This window comes from Acinetobacter zhairuonensis, assembly GCF_022601715.1.
Lineage (GTDB): Bacteria > Pseudomonadota > Gammaproteobacteria > Pseudomonadales > Moraxellaceae > Acinetobacter.
The window spans coordinates 148,025-164,030 of record NZ_JAKVIM010000002.1; the positions used below are offsets into that span (position 1 = coordinate 148,025).

The window sequence follows — 16,006 nt, forward strand, 5'->3', positions numbered from 1 at the left end:
AACCTTTCTCCCCATAACCACTAAATTACACAGTGACCAAATTGAATGAACACCAAAAGAAATTTATATAAAGATTTTGAGCACCCCTTTGCCCAATTTGTCCGTATTGTCGGCAAAGGAAAAAATGGTGCACGTTCACTCACTTATGATGAAGCCTATCAGGCTTTCAAAATGATTTTGAATAATGAAGTACTTGATGTGCAATTGGGTGCATTCTTAATGTTGTTACGTGTTAAAGAAGAATCTGTAGATGAATTGGCAGGCTTTGTACAAGCAACACGGGACTCCCTCAATTTCAAACCACTTCAGGTCGATCTCGATTGGTCATCTTATGCAGGTAAACGTAAACATTATCCGTGGTTTTTATTGGCAGCCCTTACGTTGGCTCATCATGGCTATCGCATTGTGATGCATGGTGCGGCTGGACACACCCTGAACCGCGTGTATACCGAACAGGTCTTGGAATATCTCGGTTATCCAATCTGTCAAAACCAAAATGATGTAGAGCAACAACTGCAACGTCATCATTTTGCCTATATACCTTTAGAAGTTATTTCACCTGTTCTCAGTGAACTCATCTCTCTACGTAATGTCATGGGCTTACGTTCACCTATTCATACGTTGGCTCGTTTAATTAATCCGTTTAATGCTCAAGCCACATTACAAGCCATTTTCCATCCTGCCTATCGCAGCTCGCATCAACATGCTGCCTTTAAATTAAGTTACTCAAACAGTGCTGTGATTAAAGGTGAAGGTGGTGAGTTTGAGCGAAATCCAGATGCCAAAACTTTGATTTGCGGCATCAAAAATGGGGAGTTGTACGAACATGAATTACCAAAACTCACGCACAACCGAAGCCCCGTTGAAGAAGAATTAGATTTGGCTGTTTTTAAATCTGTATGGGAAGGTCAACAATCACACGAATATGGTGAAATTGCTGTGCTCGAAACCATGGGCATTGCACTCTATACCATGGGAGTATGTGATAGCTATCCTGCTGCAATGCAAAAAGCCAAAGAACTCTGGCTCAATCGCTTTTAATTTTCCATCATTACTTTGTAATTACAAAAGTAAAAATACATAATAAAAGGACTCAATTGTGAGTCCTTTTATTTCTTTCTTGATTCCGAACGTTATGAAATAAGACTTTAGCTTTTAAACAAAACGGATCGGTTTAAATTCTGATTCATTTTTGTGATGATCATCATCACACTCTTCACCTTCTTCCTTCGTGCCGCGATCGATATAACCACTACGCTCAGTTTCAGGTAAGTTTTTCATTTCCCATGCATAAACCGCCTGCATGCAGATCTCGCGCTGCTCTTTGGTCAATGCTACACCATTTGGCCACTTGCCAATTTCAACTGCAGTTTTTAAACGATCAACAATATCAGGATCGAGTACAGCCAGCATTTGTTCAATATTCATATTTAATCCTGTTGTTGCAATGAATCAAAATCTTGGTTCCAACCCAGTTTGGTACGGCACGCCATATAAAAGTCATAACCAGGTGGATGCAATAAGTTTAATTTAAATGGATGTTTACGGATATGCAAACTATCGCCCACATTCAGTGAAATACTATGTTGACCATCGGCACTGGCCATCGGCAAAACGCGATTTTCTCGAATCAGAATCTTAATTTCACTATGTCCACCGACCACAATTGGACGTGAAGACAAGGTATGTGGATGCATTGGAACTAAGGCGATTGCATCCATACTCGGATGAACAATCGGTCCACCACCAGAAAGAGCATAAGCAGTTGAACCTGTAGGCGTCGAAACAATCAGACCATCACTATGCTGACGATAGACATATTGACCATCGATATTCAGTTCAAAGTCAATCATGTGTACCGATTTACCCGAATGCAGCACCACATCATTCAGTGCAATCGCATCATGAATGGTTTCACCTTTAGAGCGTACTTCCATTTCCAGTAGGAAGCGACGATCTTGCTGGAACTCGCCTTGTAAAACTTGGTCGAGCTTAAAAATGACTTCGGTCGGTTTAATGTCTGTTAAAAAGCCCAAACGACCACGGTTCACGCCGATCACAGGAGTATTGTATTTCACCAAAGAGCGAGCAGCATGTAATAAAGAACCATCACCTCCCACTACAATGACCAAATCCACAACCTCACCCAATAAAGCACGGCTGACAGTTTGTGTATTTTTATAGGGAACAAGCTCGGCTGTTTCTGCATCAAAAACAGGATGTAAACCTATGCTCATAAGATGATCGTGAATGAGGCTTAAGGTTTCAACTACAGAAGATTTGTCTGGTCGACCAATTAATCCAATATTCCGAAATGACTTGTGTGAAAGTTGCACCTATGTGACCGCTCCGCTAGGATTCTGGCTTATCATACCATTAAACCCGATTGAAATAAAAAACCTTAAAAATAACCTGATTAGTCCATTCAATTGTATGGCTTTTTGCTTCTGTGACAGATTTATTATTGCAAATTCAGAAAAAGCTTCGCATGATTAGCAAAATTTATCAGGATCTTATCACCTTTTATGAAGTTTGAACGTGGCATAGGATTATTCGCCCTTATTTTCTCCATATTGGTTATTGGTACTTTTCTCGCATTTAGTTTCTACTTAATTCGACTAGACAATATCGTTAGAGAAAAATTTGAAGGTAAGCGCTGGGATATTCCTGCAAAGGTTTTTGCTCGTCCGCTAGAAATTTATACCAATGCACCTGTAAGTCAAAAGGACTTTAATCAGGAGCTGAAGCTATTGGGTTATAAAAATACGGATAGCTATGCGAAATCAGGCAGCTATGTGAGCTCGGGAGATACTTTATTTGTTCATACCCGTGGCTTTGACTTCGGTGATAGTGTTGAACCTGAACAAGTTTTAAAAGTCAGTTTTACCAATGACCAAATTAGTGAAGTGAGTGCAACCAAGCCTTCTTCAACAGGCATTGCACGTTTAGAGCCTTTATTGATTGGTGGTATTTACCCACAACACAATGAAGACCGCGTGCTGATTAAACTCTCCAATGTGCCAAAACCTTTAATTGAAGCCCTAATTGCAACGGAAGACCGTAACTTCTATAAGCATCATGGTATTTCGGTACGTGGTACGGCGCGCGCAGTGGTCAGTAATATCACGGGTGGTAAACGTCAAGGTGGTTCAACCTTGACCCAACAGTTGGTAAAAAATTTCTACTTAAGCCCAGAACGCACTTTAAAACGCAAGGTCAATGAAGCCTTAATGGCATTATTGGTCGAACTCCATTACGACAAAGATGAAATTCTTGAAGCGTATTTAAATGAAGTGAATTTAGGACAAAACGGTAACTATTCGATTAATGGTTATGGTTTGGCTTCACAATTCTATTTTGGTTTACCACTGCGTGAATTGAATATTTCACAGCAAGCCTATTTGGTTGGCTTAGTTCAAGGTCCTTCATTATTCAATCCTTGGCGCAATCCTGAAGGCGCAAAGAAACGTCGCGATATCGTATTGAACAACATGTTGGTGATGGGCTATTTAACTCAGGAACAATATGAACGCGAAATTGCACGACCACTGAATGTGTTAGCTAAACCGACTTTAGGTCCTGCGCGTTTCCCAGATTTCCTTGATATTGTGCGCCGTCAATTACGCACGGAATATCAAGAATCTGATTTAACCAACCAAGGTTTAAAAATTTTCACTACACTTGATCCAGTTGCACAAACCAATATTCAAACTGCCTTTAAGAGTTCGGTTGAGCGCTTAACAAAGAATAATCCAAAGCGCTTAAATGATTTACAAGGTGCTGTCTTGGTTTCACACCCTGAAAACGGTGAATTGGTCGCAGCTGTTGGCTCTACCCAAGACTTTACTGGATTTAACCGTGCCATTGATGCCAAACGCCAAGTCGGTTCATTGCTTAAACCTGTAATTTATCTCAGTGCGATTGAGTCTGGACGTTACAACTGGGCAAGCCCGATCCAAGATAGTTACATCAACATTCCAAGTGATGGAAAGTCTTGGACACCGAAAAACTATAGTGGCGGTGAACATGGTGTCGTGCCTATGGTACAAGCCTTATCCAATTCTTATAACCTGTCTGCGGTGCGTTTAGGACAAGAGTTCGGTGTTTCGACCTTTAGTAATCATCTGAAAAAATTTGGAGTGACTTCCAATATTCCAACCTACCCTTCCATCTTCTTGGGCGCGGTAGATATGTCGCCGATGGAAGTCATGAGTATTTATGGCAACTTTGCTACGGGTGGTTTCAAGTACCCAATTAAGTCCATCCGTTCTGTGGTTGATTCAAATGGTCGCGTGTTGGAACGTTATAGTTTAACCGTACAACAAACCATTGACCCTGCGGCTGCCTATATTGTGAATTATGGTTTACAACAGGTGATGAATTCAGGTACAGGGCGTTCTGCTTACAATACCTTGCCGAGTTCACTAAAACTTGCTGGTAAATCTGGAACCACCAATGATACCCGCGACTCATGGTTCGCTGGCTACTCAGGTAATTATCTCAGTGTTGTTTGGCTGGGTCTGGATGACAATAAAGTCACAGGACTCACAGGTTCTTCAGGGGCATTGCCTGTATGGACCAACGTAATGAGCCAATTACGTCAAAAGCCAGTCAATTTACGTCAAACCGACGATGTGCAATGGCAATGGATCGATAGTGGCTCAGGCAACTTATCGGCTCAGGGTTGTGAGGGTGCATTGTATATACCGTTATTAAGGAGTGCTGTACCACGTCGTGCTACAGCATGCGGCTTTCCTCACTACCAAGTGGAACCAGTTTACACACCTGATACGGAAATGAACCAGAACCCATCTGCTCAACCCGATAGTATGGACAACTATATCCGCGAAAGTGAAAATGACATGCAAAATGACTTGGATCAAAATTCAGGGCGTGTCATTTCAAGTGGAAGTTATGCTAACTAAGGACTAATCATTGCTTATGCTGAGACCCATTCTATTTTCTGCTGCTGTACTGGCTTTGGTCGGCTGCCAAAGCCTACCAAAACCTGAAAGCGCTAAACCTGCCGAAACAGTAGAGAAGCCTAAAACAGAACCCTCAAAATCTTCAGGTGTGGTGATTACACCGTATGAGCAACCTGAAATTAAGCGGCAGAAATTGCAAGTGGTTGTGCCTGAGCAAAAGCCACAGCAAAAATTTGAAGATGGGCGTTCACTGCCTGCCTTTAAACAACTGATGCAACAAACGCAAACAGCTTATCAACAAGGGCGCTGGAATGATGCGGAAGCAGCTGCATTACGCGCACAACGTATCGCACCGCAAGCAGCTGAAACCTATTTATTTTTAGCTTTAGTTGCCAATCAGAAAAACCAGCCTGCCAATGCAGAAGCATTGGCACGTCGTGGTTTAAGCTATGCACAAACACAAGCGATGAAAAAGCAACTTTGGTTAGCTATTGCCAAAGCAGGTCAAAAACAAAATAATGCTAAAACCGTTCAACAAGCACAGCAGGCATTAAAATCACTTTAATGCACTGCGCTGCTCATTTTGACTTCGTTATAACTTATTAAATAAATCGAATGCCCGCTATCCCATAAGCATGATGTGATTGCGCCTCTGGTAACAGCTCCGCCTGCATACCACCCAAGCCAAATACTGGAATGTCGACCTGTTGTGCATATTCTTGAAAAAGTGCCCAGCCCAGAGGAACAACGTCTGGATGGGTCGCTGTTGCCAAGACAGGACTTAATATCATCGCGTCACAACCAATATTTTGAGCATGTTGCATGGCTACCAAATCATGACAAGCTGCAATAAAACGCAAGCCTACAGGTAAATCTCCTCGCTTTAACGCCATAAGCTGATGCTGTTTTAAATGTACCGCTGCTACATTTTTCTGCATCGGTAAAGTCAGTTGTTGCCATGCTGTAATGTTGATAATCAAATTGGCAGCAAGTTCTGGCGCTAATTGTTCCAAAGTTTCTACATCAGCCGCCTGATGTTCAACTCGCCAATAAAGGAGTTGTTGCGGTTTGAGCTGCTCAAGATCATTCAAATGCTCAGAGATTTTAATTTGTGTCGGCCAGTATAGGCGTTGCAAAATACGAAAATTAGCTTTGGGAAAATTCAGATTTAGCAGCTCGGCTCTGCTGTACCATGTCCATGGTTGCTGAATTTCATTTAATAACTCTGCGGGTACAGCGGCTTGAAATAAATGCAGATTCACCACGACATCATCATATTCATGACAAATCACATCAAATGCATGCCAGTCTTTGAGTCCAACACCAACTTCTTCATACACCTCACGGCGACAAGCCTCTACAGGGGTTTCATTCGCTTCGACTTTTCCACCTGGAAACTCGTGCTTATTGCCCTGATGTTGTTCGGCACCGCGCCAGCCCACCAAGACTTTATTTTGATGCAGTAATATGGCAATTGCGACATGAATGTTCGGCTTGGACATAGAGAGTTCCATCACTTTAAAGTGCTATAAGTGTAAGTAATTTTAGTTTTTTTATAAATTGCAAAAATTCCCGTTGACAGACCTATTCGATAATGATTATCATTTAAATCACTCGAGAATACACCACGGAGCCAACAAAAATGAATGCACCATTTAGCCTTTTTACCCGTAATACTGAATCAGCACACGCACTGCCTATGCTACATTCGAATAATCTTTTTGCACTTGGGCGTGAAATTCGCATCATGCATGCAGGTGAAGAATATCGCCTACGTTTAACTCGGAATAATCGACTTATTCTCACGAAATAAAAATAATACAAACCGATAATAACAAACGTGGGAACTAGCAGTATGTCAGCGCGTACTGCTTTTTTAGCTTAGGCAAGAATTAAATTGATATAACTTAGCGAGCTAATGTCTTTATATTCTTAAAATATAGTTCGACTTTTAAACCACCGTAAGTTGAAGCTGAAAAAATCATTTCTGCCTGATGTAACTGCATAATTTTCTTGCAAATAGACAAGCCTAAACCCGAACCTGTGGTTTTAGTGCCTAAAGCCCGATAAAAACGCTCACCTAAACGAGAGATCAACGCTTGATCCAGACCCTGCCCTTCATTTTCTATACATAAATAGACCTGCTGTTGCCTGATTGTCGCTGTTAAATATACCGTCCCATTTAACGGACTGTAACGAATGGCATTATCTAAAAAATTACGCAAACATGTCGCCATGAGTTCTGAATTAACCTCAATCCATGCAGGCTCCAGTTTAGTCTCTAGCCTGACTTGCTTTTGCTGCCTAAAGATCTCCAGACTGTTCCACACCTCTATCGCCAATTCGCTTAAATCCAGTTGAGATTGCGGTAGATCCGCTGTTTCAGTTGGATCTAGCCGTGCTAACACAAGTAAATTCTCCAACACTTGTGTACCTCGACGCACATCTTGCTGAATCAGTTGTAATTCCTGAGTAAATTGTGGCTGATCTTGAAATTTTCGTTGTAAAACCTGCAAACGTAATTGAATTGCCGAAAGTGGTGAGCGTAATTCATGAGAAGCATCTGCGGTAAAACGCTGTTCTGCCAGCAGTGACTGTTGTAAGCGATTTAATAATTGATTCAGTTGTAAAACAATGGGTTGTAATTCTTCAATCTCCGGCTCACTGCTTTGAATAGGAGTTAAATCTTGCGCACTTTTATTGGATATTTTTTGCGATAAAATCTGCATGACTTTAAACTGACGCCCAATCGCAAAATAAGCAAACAACCACTGCAACAGCCACAACGCAATTAACAACAATCCATAAATCAGAAAACTACTCAACGCTTCTTCGAAACGGATTTTAAGTGGCTGATAAATCACGACCTGCATGCCCGTTTCAGAATCTAAAGTCTGGTAACTGCGCCAGAATTGCTGCTGATACCAGACATAATCAAAATGATCATGCCGTTGATGAGAAACATCGATGATAGGCTCTAAGTCAAAGTTTTCCGATTGCGCCAAAAGTTGCTGTTGATCTCGCAATTGATATTGCAGATCAAATTCTTCGCTGAGATGTGTAATTTGGGATTGATCCGCAGATTTCTGATCTTGCATCAATAAAGCATCTGCAATTTCATCCATAAGTTCATCTTGAAGATTCATGCTTTGATAGAGAGCAATTCCGACCAACAAAACAAAAGCAATCGAACCTGCTGCAACTGAACTCAGCACCGTTGTTTTCACTAATTTCTTTTGTAGCGAGATCGCCTTGATCGACATTTATGGCTCCTGATTCATTCGGTAACCCAAGCCCCGAACCGTTCTAATGTACCCAGCACCAATCTTCTTACGCAGTTGATAAATAAAGACCTCAATGGCATTACTCTCAATTTCCTCGCCCCATGCATAAAGAGACTCTTCCAACTGCTCACGTGTCACAATATGCTCAGGCTTTTGCATCAATTTATATAAGATCTGGAATTCTTTGGCTGTCAGATTTATCACTTGTCCATCTTGATGCGCGACTTTAGCTTGCGGGTCGAGCTGCAAATTGGCAAAAGTTAAATACGGTCCTATAGACGCTTGTTGCTGTAAGCGCAATTGAGCCCGAACACGGGCAGATAGCTCTTCTAAACTAAAAGGTTTGACCAAATAATCATTGGCACCTAAATCTAAGCCTTCAACTCGGTCATGAATACTGTCGCGCGCAGTAATAAAAATTACAGGAACTCCCTGCTGACGAGTTCTGATGGTTTTTAGGATGTCATCCCCTGTGGCTTGCGGTAAACCTCGATCCAGCAAAATACAATCATAGTGATGCTGTGCCACAGCATGTATAGCATAGTCACCTCGATCAACCCAATCGACACTATACCCATCCATTTCTAACCAATCTTTTATACTTTCAGCTTGAGAGGCATCATCTTCGGCTAATAATATTCGCATCTAGTACTCACATCGCATATGCTCATTCAGCATGCCTTGATCTGGTTTTACATGCAAAAGCCACATGATATATGTGGCTTTTGCTGAATTACTGATAACTTAAAACTTGACGCTATCTACATCAATTTCAACCCGCTTTGCTAGACGATAATCGATATCAACCTCACCTATGAGAGTGACAGGCGTTTTAGCGGAGATCGGTTGACCACGCCATAATTCATCATCAATTTCCACGGTGATGGTTCCAGTCGAATCTCGGAACTGGTATTTCTCATCCCCCAGTGCTTTTTCCACAAAACCCTTCAGTTGCACAGGAGTCTGGTCTTTTAAACTCAGTGCTTGCTTGACCGCGATCTGGGTAGGTGCAATCGCCTGTTGATTCACAGCAGTATTGGCAATCGCAAAACCGCTCAGGCTACCAAGCGCAAGAGTCATAACCGTCATTTTTGTATATTGTTTCATTACTTCGCCCTCATATTCATGTCTTGATTTGCTTAAAGTGATTAAAACAGAACTACATGAGTTGAATCTTAAGATATGATGTGTCCAATCCTCAAAATTTAAAGCCCTGATGGATCTCAAGTTTATTGTCGAACTTTCGGGATGCAACCGATTGAATACAAACCGTTTAAGATTGTTGTTAATGCTGGAATTAATTTAATGGAACCACCCGCAACACTTCCTCTAAAGTGGTCATACCTGCCATCACCTTACGCGCACCAGCAATCCTTAACGGTTCAATGCCTTCTTTTTTCGCCTGTTGACGTAATTCAGTCAGATTTGCATTCGCACCTATCAATTGCTTAGTGGTTAAGCTGAGTGGCATGAACTCATAAATCCCGACTCGCCCTTTATAACCTGTATGTCGACAAGCTTCACATCCTACAGCGCTATACACTTTTTCAGGCATTTCCATGATGTAGTCAAACGTGAGATGTTCCCATTCATTTTCATTGATCTGGCTTTCTTGCTTACAATGCGGACAAAGTTTACGTACCAAACGCTGCGCCAGTACACCCAGAATGGTCGCTGCGGTTAAAAAGGGTTGCACGCCAAGATCATGCAAACGAGTTAAACTTGAAGGGGCATCATTAGTATGCAAAGTCGAGAGGACCAAGTGACCTGTCAGCGCAGCTTGAATCGCCATGTTTGCAGTATCGTGATCACGAATTTCCCCCACCATAATAATGTCTGGATCCTGACGCATTAAAGCGCGCACACCATCGGCAAAACCCAAATCAATTGCGGTATTGACCTGCATTTGGTTAAAGCTCGGTTCGAGCATTTCAATCGGGTCTTCGATGGTACAGACATTGACTTGGTCGGTTGCCAATTGCTTCATGGAAGAATATAAGGTCGTAGTTTTACCTGAACCCGTCGGTCCTGTAACCAGAATAATGCCATGACTATGCGCCGTCAGGCTTTGCCATTCATTGAATAAATTGCCTTCAAAACCGAGCTGTTCAAAACTACGAACCAGTACCTCTGGATCAAAAATACGCATCACCAGCTTTTCACCAAAAGCTGTCGGCAAGGTCGATAAACGTAATTCCGTTTCCTGACCTTTTGGCGTACGGGTTTTTAAACGACCATCTTGTGGCTTACGCTTTTCGGCTACATTCATGCGACCTAAAATCTTGATTCGAGAAATGACAGCCGTGAGCGTATTGGCAGGCATGTTATAAATGGTATGCAGCACACCATCGATACGGAAGCGTACCTTCCCCGTATCTTTACGCGGTTCCATATGAATATCACTGGCACTTTGTTCAAAAGCAAACTGTAAAATCCAGTCCACCAGTTTCACAATATGCTGATCATTGGCATCAGGGTTTTGTGTATCCCCCAATTGTAATAAGGCTTCTACCCCTTTGTTTTCCCGATCATACGCACTGGACTTGAGTGAGTTTGAAACTGCACGACTGACCTGATAATACTCAACCAAATAACGCTGTAATTGATCTGGACTGAGCAGTACCCGTTGAATCTTTTTAGGCAGCAAACTGCGTTCTAAATTACTCACCCACTCGGTTTTATACGGTTGATCAGTGGCAATTAAAACTTCATCTAGTTTCACTTCGACAGCAAGAATGCGGTTACGGACAGCAAATTCTTGAGACATAACATTGGTCAGTGCTGCGACATCGGCTTTTAATGGATCAATCACATATAAAGGCAATGCAGATTTATCGGCTAGCCATTGCATTAATCGATTCAGAGACAAGGTTGCTTGAGGATAGAGTTGATCTTTTAAATTAAAATTTGCAATCCACTGTAAAGGATGCCATTTCAGTTGCTCTCTTTGACGATGGGTCGTTTGAACTAATAATTTTTCGCGCTCATCAATGCGTCCATCTTTAAATAATTGGTCTAAACACCATGTGGTATCAATTTCAAAATTAAAATTCATTGTTCTAAGCCTCAATGTCTAGCAACACTATAACAGACTTTATTTACCCATTGTTTATTGGCTTTTCATCGATAAAACAAGGAGTAATATCTTAATCTCCCTATATTTAAATCTGAGGACCAGCTTTATCCAGCTCAGCGTTTTTGACATGAAATATGGTATAAAGTAGGAAATATATTCAATATGCTTATGATTAAAAATAATCCAAACATTCAATAAAATTACACTGGCTCATAAAAGGTTTTCATACAAAATGCCAAATTCATTTTTTGATCTGACCATGCTACAAAGCTCCTTTCAAGAGCTGCTGACTATTATGGCAGCGGCTCTAGGCTGTGGCTTACTGATTGGATTAGAACGTGAAAGAAGCAAACACCGTGAAAATCCAAACAGTTTTGCCGGCGTACGTTCGTTTGTCATTTGTGCCTTGATGGGCGCACTGTGTTTTGCTTTTGGAATTGCCGTTGGAATTGTTGGAGCAATCATTGTCGGTGGCATTACCGTATTCTCTCTGCGTAATCAAGTCAATGATCCTGGCGTGACCACTGAACTAGCATTCGTGATGACCTATTTTATTGGAGCACTCTGTTTGTGGCATGCACCATTTGCAGCAGGTCTATCGGTTATTTTGACCATCATTTTAATGCTGAAACATCCCATTCATGGCTTCGCTAGTCAATGGATCATGGAACGTGAATTTCGAGATGGCTTATTTCTACTAGCCCTCATTTTAGTGGCTTTACCCTTAACTCCCAACATTCCTCTTTGGGGAACGGTCCTCAACCCGCATATCATTCTCAAGCTGCTGGCTTTAATTCTTGCTGTTCAGGCACTTGCCCACATAGCAAAACGGTTGCTTTCATCCCGAAACGCCCTGATTCTGTCTGCACTGGCTTCAGGCTTTGTGTCCAGCACAGCCACCATTGCCAGTTTAGGAATGGAAGTTCGTGCAGGTCGTGGGGAAGCCATTCCAAATGCAGGAGCTGCCTTATTGTCTTGCGTTGCTACCCTGTTACAGATATTACTGATTGTCGCAGGCATCAGCTTGACGTGGCTAAAACTGATTATTTTACCCGCATGCGCGGCAATGACCATTTTAGTACTCTGGGCACTCTGGTTAATGCGTAAGACCAAACCCTCTGCTCCGACTGAACATCCCGATGGTCGTATGTTTAGTTTAAAAGAAGCCGCCATCATTGCCGCAACGCTCACTATTATTCAGGCAGCAGTGTATGGTTTAAGCTTGCTCTTGGGCGATGCTGGCTTAATTATTGGCACACTACTGGCTTCACTATTTGAAATCCATGCCGCCATGGCAGCAATTGTAGTACAAGGCGGACCTGATAATTTAACACTTATCTACGCCTTGATTTTAGGTATGGCTGCCCATGCAATTGCCAAATCAGTCAATGCCGCGCTCACAGGTGGCCGTAAATATGCATGGGCTTTTGCTCCTGCTCAAATTTTACATATGCTGGTATTTATTACTTTGTTATGGTGGTTCATCCGTTAAGTTAGCACAAAACAATAGAAGGAGATCAATTCTAAAATTTGTTTTAATTTTCATCATCAACATTCTGCTTTATTTAATAAAAATGACACAATAATTAACTAATATTCATTAATTTGTATAAATATGATTTAAATCACATTAAATGCAAATTAAATTGTAAGTTATTACTGTCTAACACCAATTAATAATTAAGAATCACTTAGAATAACAACCCACTTCGTTCTTCAATTTCCGTAATCAAAGGTTCGTGCAATGACCGACATAGGTTTTAAAAGTTTTCATGACGCAGGACAAGCGGTATTAAACTTTTTATATCAACGCTTTGGTTTTGACCTATGGATGATTACCCGTGTTGAAGGTGAAGACTGGATCATCTTGCAAACAGAAAACCATGGTTATGACGTACACGCAGGACAAGTATTTCACTGGACAGATTCGTTTTGTTCACAGATGGTATTAGGCAATGGACCTAAAATTGCCCCTATTTCAGAGCATGTTCCAGCCTATCTCCAAGCACCGATTGCCCAACAACTCATAATTAAGGCCTATATTGGTCAACCACTGACCAAAGAAGATGGTAGTTTATTTGGAACACTCTGTGCCATAAGTCCTGAACCCAAATCAGAAAGCCTTAAAGAAGAACAAAATTTAATTGAACTACTGGGCGATTTACTCAGTCAAATTTTACAGACTGAACTCCGTGAAATCGAACAAACCCGTAAAAACGAGCGTTTACAAGCTGAAGCACTACGCGACCCATTAACTGGTTTGTATAACCGTCGTGCTTGGGATCAGTTTGTACTGGCAGAAGAGGAACGCTGCCAACTTTATGGTCACCATGCCACCGTATTTATGCTCGATTTGAATGATCTTAAATTTATGAATGATGTGCACGGTCATGCTGCGGGTGATCAGATGATTCGACAAACGGCGACTGTATTAACAGAGAGTTGCCGTAATACCGACATTATTGCCCGCCTTGGAGGAGACGAGTTTGCCATTTTAACAGTGGAAAATGACCTCGAAGCTTCCCAAACACATTTATCTCGCATCATAGAAAATTTACATGCCAAACAAATTAGTGCTGCAATAGGTTTTGCTATGCGCGATCCTAGTGAGGGCATTCAAGCTGCCTGCTTGCAAGCCGACAAGAATATGTATCAAGACAAATTACAACGTATTAAGGATAGGCTCTAAAGCAATCACTTCTAGCATCTGTTCTTGAATCATAAAACTCACATCCAGATCCGCAAATTTCATTTTATAAATACGCTCACTGTCTTCCTGATAGGCAGGGCGTGGATCAAGCGACAGTACCTGCTCCAATTCATGAATGCTTTGCTCTTTCGTCTGCTGCTTAGCTAACAACTGTTGCTTGTCTAGCGTGGCTTGTGCTGACCAGTATACCGTCATACGTTGCGGTTCTTGCTGTGCATAACCACTCTCTGCTTCCAGCACGGCATCTGAGTAATGAATATAGGGCTTAATATCCAAAATAGGCGTACCATCCAACAAATCACTGCCTGTGACATACACCCGTACCGATTTGCCCTCTTTTTTCACAGCTTTGAGTTGAACCACCGACAGACCCATGGGTGCAGGTCGATACATACTGCGTGTCGCAAATATCCCTATTTTTTTATTGCCCCCTAAACGCGGTGGTCGAACTTGGGCGCGGAACTGCTCTTTTTTCTGCTGATTCTTATTGTCATGAAATTGCCAGATCAACCAAAGATGACTAAATTCTTCAATCCCTTCAAATGCAGCTAAATCATTGTATGGCGCCTGCATTTCTATATAGGACTGCACTTGTACCAGATTTGGTTGTCGAGGAATTCCGAATTTTTCCTGATACGGCGAGTGCATAATTCCAATAATTGGCAGCTGAATTTCAGACATAATCAATTTTTCTGATAAGTTCAATTAAATATATTCAGTTTATCGAGAATGATTTTAGATTAGAATAGCAAACTGTTCTAATTTGATAATTTATTGAGACCTTTCATGGCTGCTTTTAACGTCGAAAAGATTACTCACGTACACCACTGGAATGACACACTGTTCAGTTTTAAGACGACGCGTGATACCGCATTACGTTTTAAAAATGGTCAATTTGTGATGATTGGTCTTGAAGTCAATGGTAAGCCACTCATGCGCGCTTATTCTATTGCAAGTGCAAATTACGAAGAAGAACTTGAGTTTTTCTCTATTAAAGTGCCAGATGGTCCATTAACCTCAATCTTACAAAAAGTAAAAGTGGGCGATGAACTTCTAGTTTCTAGAAAACCTACAGGTACTTTAGTGCTGGATGACTTGAATCCAGGTAAAAATTTATACCTCCTTTCTTCAGGTACTGGTCTTGCTCCATTCTTAGCAACCATTCGCGACCCAGAAACTTATGAGCGCTTTGAAAAAGTAATTGTCGTGCATGGTACCCGTTTCATTTCTGAATTGGCTTACCAAGACCTAATTTTAGATGAACTCCCAAATAACGAATTCTTTGAAGAGTTAGGTATTAAAGACAAGTTGGTTTACTACCCAACTGTGACTCGTGAAGATTATCCAAACCAAGGTCGTGTTACTACCGCAATTGAGTCTGGTGAGATCTTTGAAAAAATCGGCTTACCACGTTTCAACCCTGAAAATGACCGTGCAATGCTTTGCGGTAGCCCTGCATTCTTGAAAGATGTTGCTGCTTTACTTGATCAGCATGGCTTAAAAGAATCACCACGTATGGGTGAGCTCGGCGATTACGTGATTGAACGTGCTTTTGTTGAGAAGTAATTTGCAAAAGTAGATTAAAACCGAGGGATTTCCTCGGTTTTTTTTATATTTCAACTATTTAATTTTCCCTTGATTTGACTACTTTTTAATCAAAAAATCCAAGATTTGTCATTAATTACGACAAAGTGCAGCAAAAGTGTTGTACCGATCGACAAAAAAACCTATAATTGCTCTCGTAAACAGACAGGTCTGTCTATTTTCAAGTTCGTCTTTGTTGAGCTGATGTTATTTATAATCAATCCAGAGGGTACTTTATAATAATTATAATAAATAACACAAGAAAGGAGTTTAAAGCTCCTCTATAACATTAATATTTTAGACAGCTTCTGCTCGGGGCCGACTAAAATATTAATATCAGGGAACTATCAGCGAGGCGTGAATACCATTTATGGTATTCACGCTTTTTTATTTGTCATGTGACTCTAGTAATAAAAAAATGAACCAC

The 16,006-nt window shown here is 41.3% G+C and carries 15 protein-coding genes; 7 read left to right on the forward strand and 8 right to left on the reverse strand.

Annotated features, from left to right (window positions below):
• Positions 1-45 precede the first annotated feature (45 nt).
• Positions 46-1,041, forward strand: a complete 996-nt coding sequence (locus MKI85_RS02435) for a glycosyl transferase family protein (RefSeq protein ID WP_241624648.1) — start codon at positions 46-48, stop codon at positions 1,039-1,041.
• Between the two features lie 114 nt (positions 1,042-1,155).
• Here MKI85_RS02435 and MKI85_RS02440 read toward each other — a convergent pair whose 3' ends face one another.
• Complete coding sequence (locus MKI85_RS02440) at positions 1,156-1,428, reverse strand: YeaC family protein (RefSeq protein ID WP_241624651.1); 273 nt, start codon at positions 1,426-1,428, stop codon at positions 1,156-1,158.
• A gap of 2 nt (positions 1,429-1,430) precedes the next feature.
• Positions 1,431-2,336, reverse strand: a complete 906-nt coding sequence (locus MKI85_RS02445) for an NAD(+) kinase (protein ID WP_241624653.1) — start codon at positions 2,334-2,336, stop codon at positions 1,431-1,433.
• Between the two features lie 189 nt (positions 2,337-2,525).
• Between MKI85_RS02445 and mrcB the strand changes: the two genes are divergently transcribed.
• A complete protein-coding gene (gene mrcB, locus MKI85_RS02450) occupies positions 2,526-4,925 on the forward strand; it encodes a penicillin-binding protein 1B (RefSeq protein ID WP_241624655.1) in 2,400 nt (799 codons plus the stop codon).
• A 16-nt stretch (positions 4,926-4,941) separates the two neighbouring features.
• Entirely contained in the window at positions 4,942-5,490 is a 549-nt protein-coding gene (locus tag MKI85_RS02455; RefSeq protein ID WP_241624657.1) for a tetratricopeptide repeat protein, read from the forward strand.
• Between the two features lie 37 nt (positions 5,491-5,527).
• Here the strand turns inward: MKI85_RS02455 and MKI85_RS02460 are convergent, their stop codons facing one another.
• On the reverse strand, positions 5,528-6,427 hold the full coding sequence (locus tag MKI85_RS02460; protein WP_241624660.1) for an NUDIX domain-containing protein: 900 nt from the start codon (positions 6,425-6,427) through the stop codon (positions 5,528-5,530).
• 140 nt (positions 6,428-6,567) lie between these two features.
• Here MKI85_RS02460 and hemP point away from each other — a divergent pair, with 140 nt between their 5' ends.
• Positions 6,568-6,738, forward strand: a complete 171-nt coding sequence (hemP, locus tag MKI85_RS02465; protein ID WP_100241596.1) for a hemin uptake protein HemP — start codon at positions 6,568-6,570, stop codon at positions 6,736-6,738.
• A 94-nt stretch (positions 6,739-6,832) separates the two neighbouring features.
• On the opposite strand, the gene MKI85_RS02470 is transcribed toward hemP, so the two are convergent.
• From MKI85_RS02470 to MKI85_RS02485, 4 genes are all read right to left on the reverse strand, one after another.
• Positions 6,833-8,182, reverse strand: a complete 1,350-nt coding sequence (locus MKI85_RS02470) for a sensor histidine kinase (protein ID WP_413351799.1) — start codon at positions 8,180-8,182, stop codon at positions 6,833-6,835.
• Positions 8,183-8,188: 6 nt separating this feature from the next.
• Entirely contained in the window at positions 8,189-8,854 is a 666-nt protein-coding gene (locus MKI85_RS02475; protein ID WP_241624662.1) for a response regulator transcription factor, read from the reverse strand.
• Between the two features lie 99 nt (positions 8,855-8,953).
• Positions 8,954-9,298, reverse strand: a complete 345-nt coding sequence (locus MKI85_RS02480) for a NirD/YgiW/YdeI family stress tolerance protein (RefSeq protein ID WP_413351801.1) — start codon at positions 9,296-9,298, stop codon at positions 8,954-8,956.
• 208 nt (positions 9,299-9,506) lie between these two features.
• On the reverse strand, positions 9,507-11,264 hold the full coding sequence (locus MKI85_RS02485; RefSeq protein WP_241624664.1) for a GspE/PulE family protein: 1,758 nt from the start codon (positions 11,262-11,264) through the stop codon (positions 9,507-9,509).
• 280 nt (positions 11,265-11,544) lie between these two features.
• Between MKI85_RS02485 and MKI85_RS02490 the strand changes: the two genes are divergently transcribed.
• Both MKI85_RS02490 and MKI85_RS02495 read left to right on the forward strand, forming a co-directional pair.
• The gene (locus tag MKI85_RS02490; protein ID WP_413351803.1) at positions 11,545-12,777 is read left to right on the forward strand and encodes an MgtC/SapB family protein; all 1,233 of its coding nucleotides are present in this window, start codon (positions 11,545-11,547) and stop codon (positions 12,775-12,777) included.
• A gap of 252 nt (positions 12,778-13,029) precedes the next feature.
• Positions 13,030-13,974 (forward strand): sensor domain-containing diguanylate cyclase, encoded by a 945-nt coding sequence (locus tag MKI85_RS02495; RefSeq protein WP_241624666.1) that lies wholly within the window; start codon positions 13,030-13,032, stop codon positions 13,972-13,974.
• Here MKI85_RS02495 and tsaA read toward each other — a convergent pair.
• The gene (gene tsaA, locus MKI85_RS02500; protein ID WP_241624668.1) at positions 13,948-14,676 is read right to left on the reverse strand and encodes a tRNA (N6-threonylcarbamoyladenosine(37)-N6)-methyltransferase TrmO; all 729 of its coding nucleotides are present in this window, start codon (positions 14,674-14,676) and stop codon (positions 13,948-13,950) included. The genes MKI85_RS02495 and tsaA overlap by 27 nt on opposite strands.
• A gap of 105 nt (positions 14,677-14,781) precedes the next feature.
• Here tsaA and MKI85_RS02505 point away from each other — a divergent pair, with 105 nt between their 5' ends.
• On the forward strand, positions 14,782-15,561 hold the full coding sequence (locus MKI85_RS02505; RefSeq protein ID WP_241624670.1) for a ferredoxin--NADP reductase: 780 nt from the start codon (positions 14,782-14,784) through the stop codon (positions 15,559-15,561).
• The last annotated feature ends 445 nt before the right edge of the window (positions 15,562-16,006 follow it).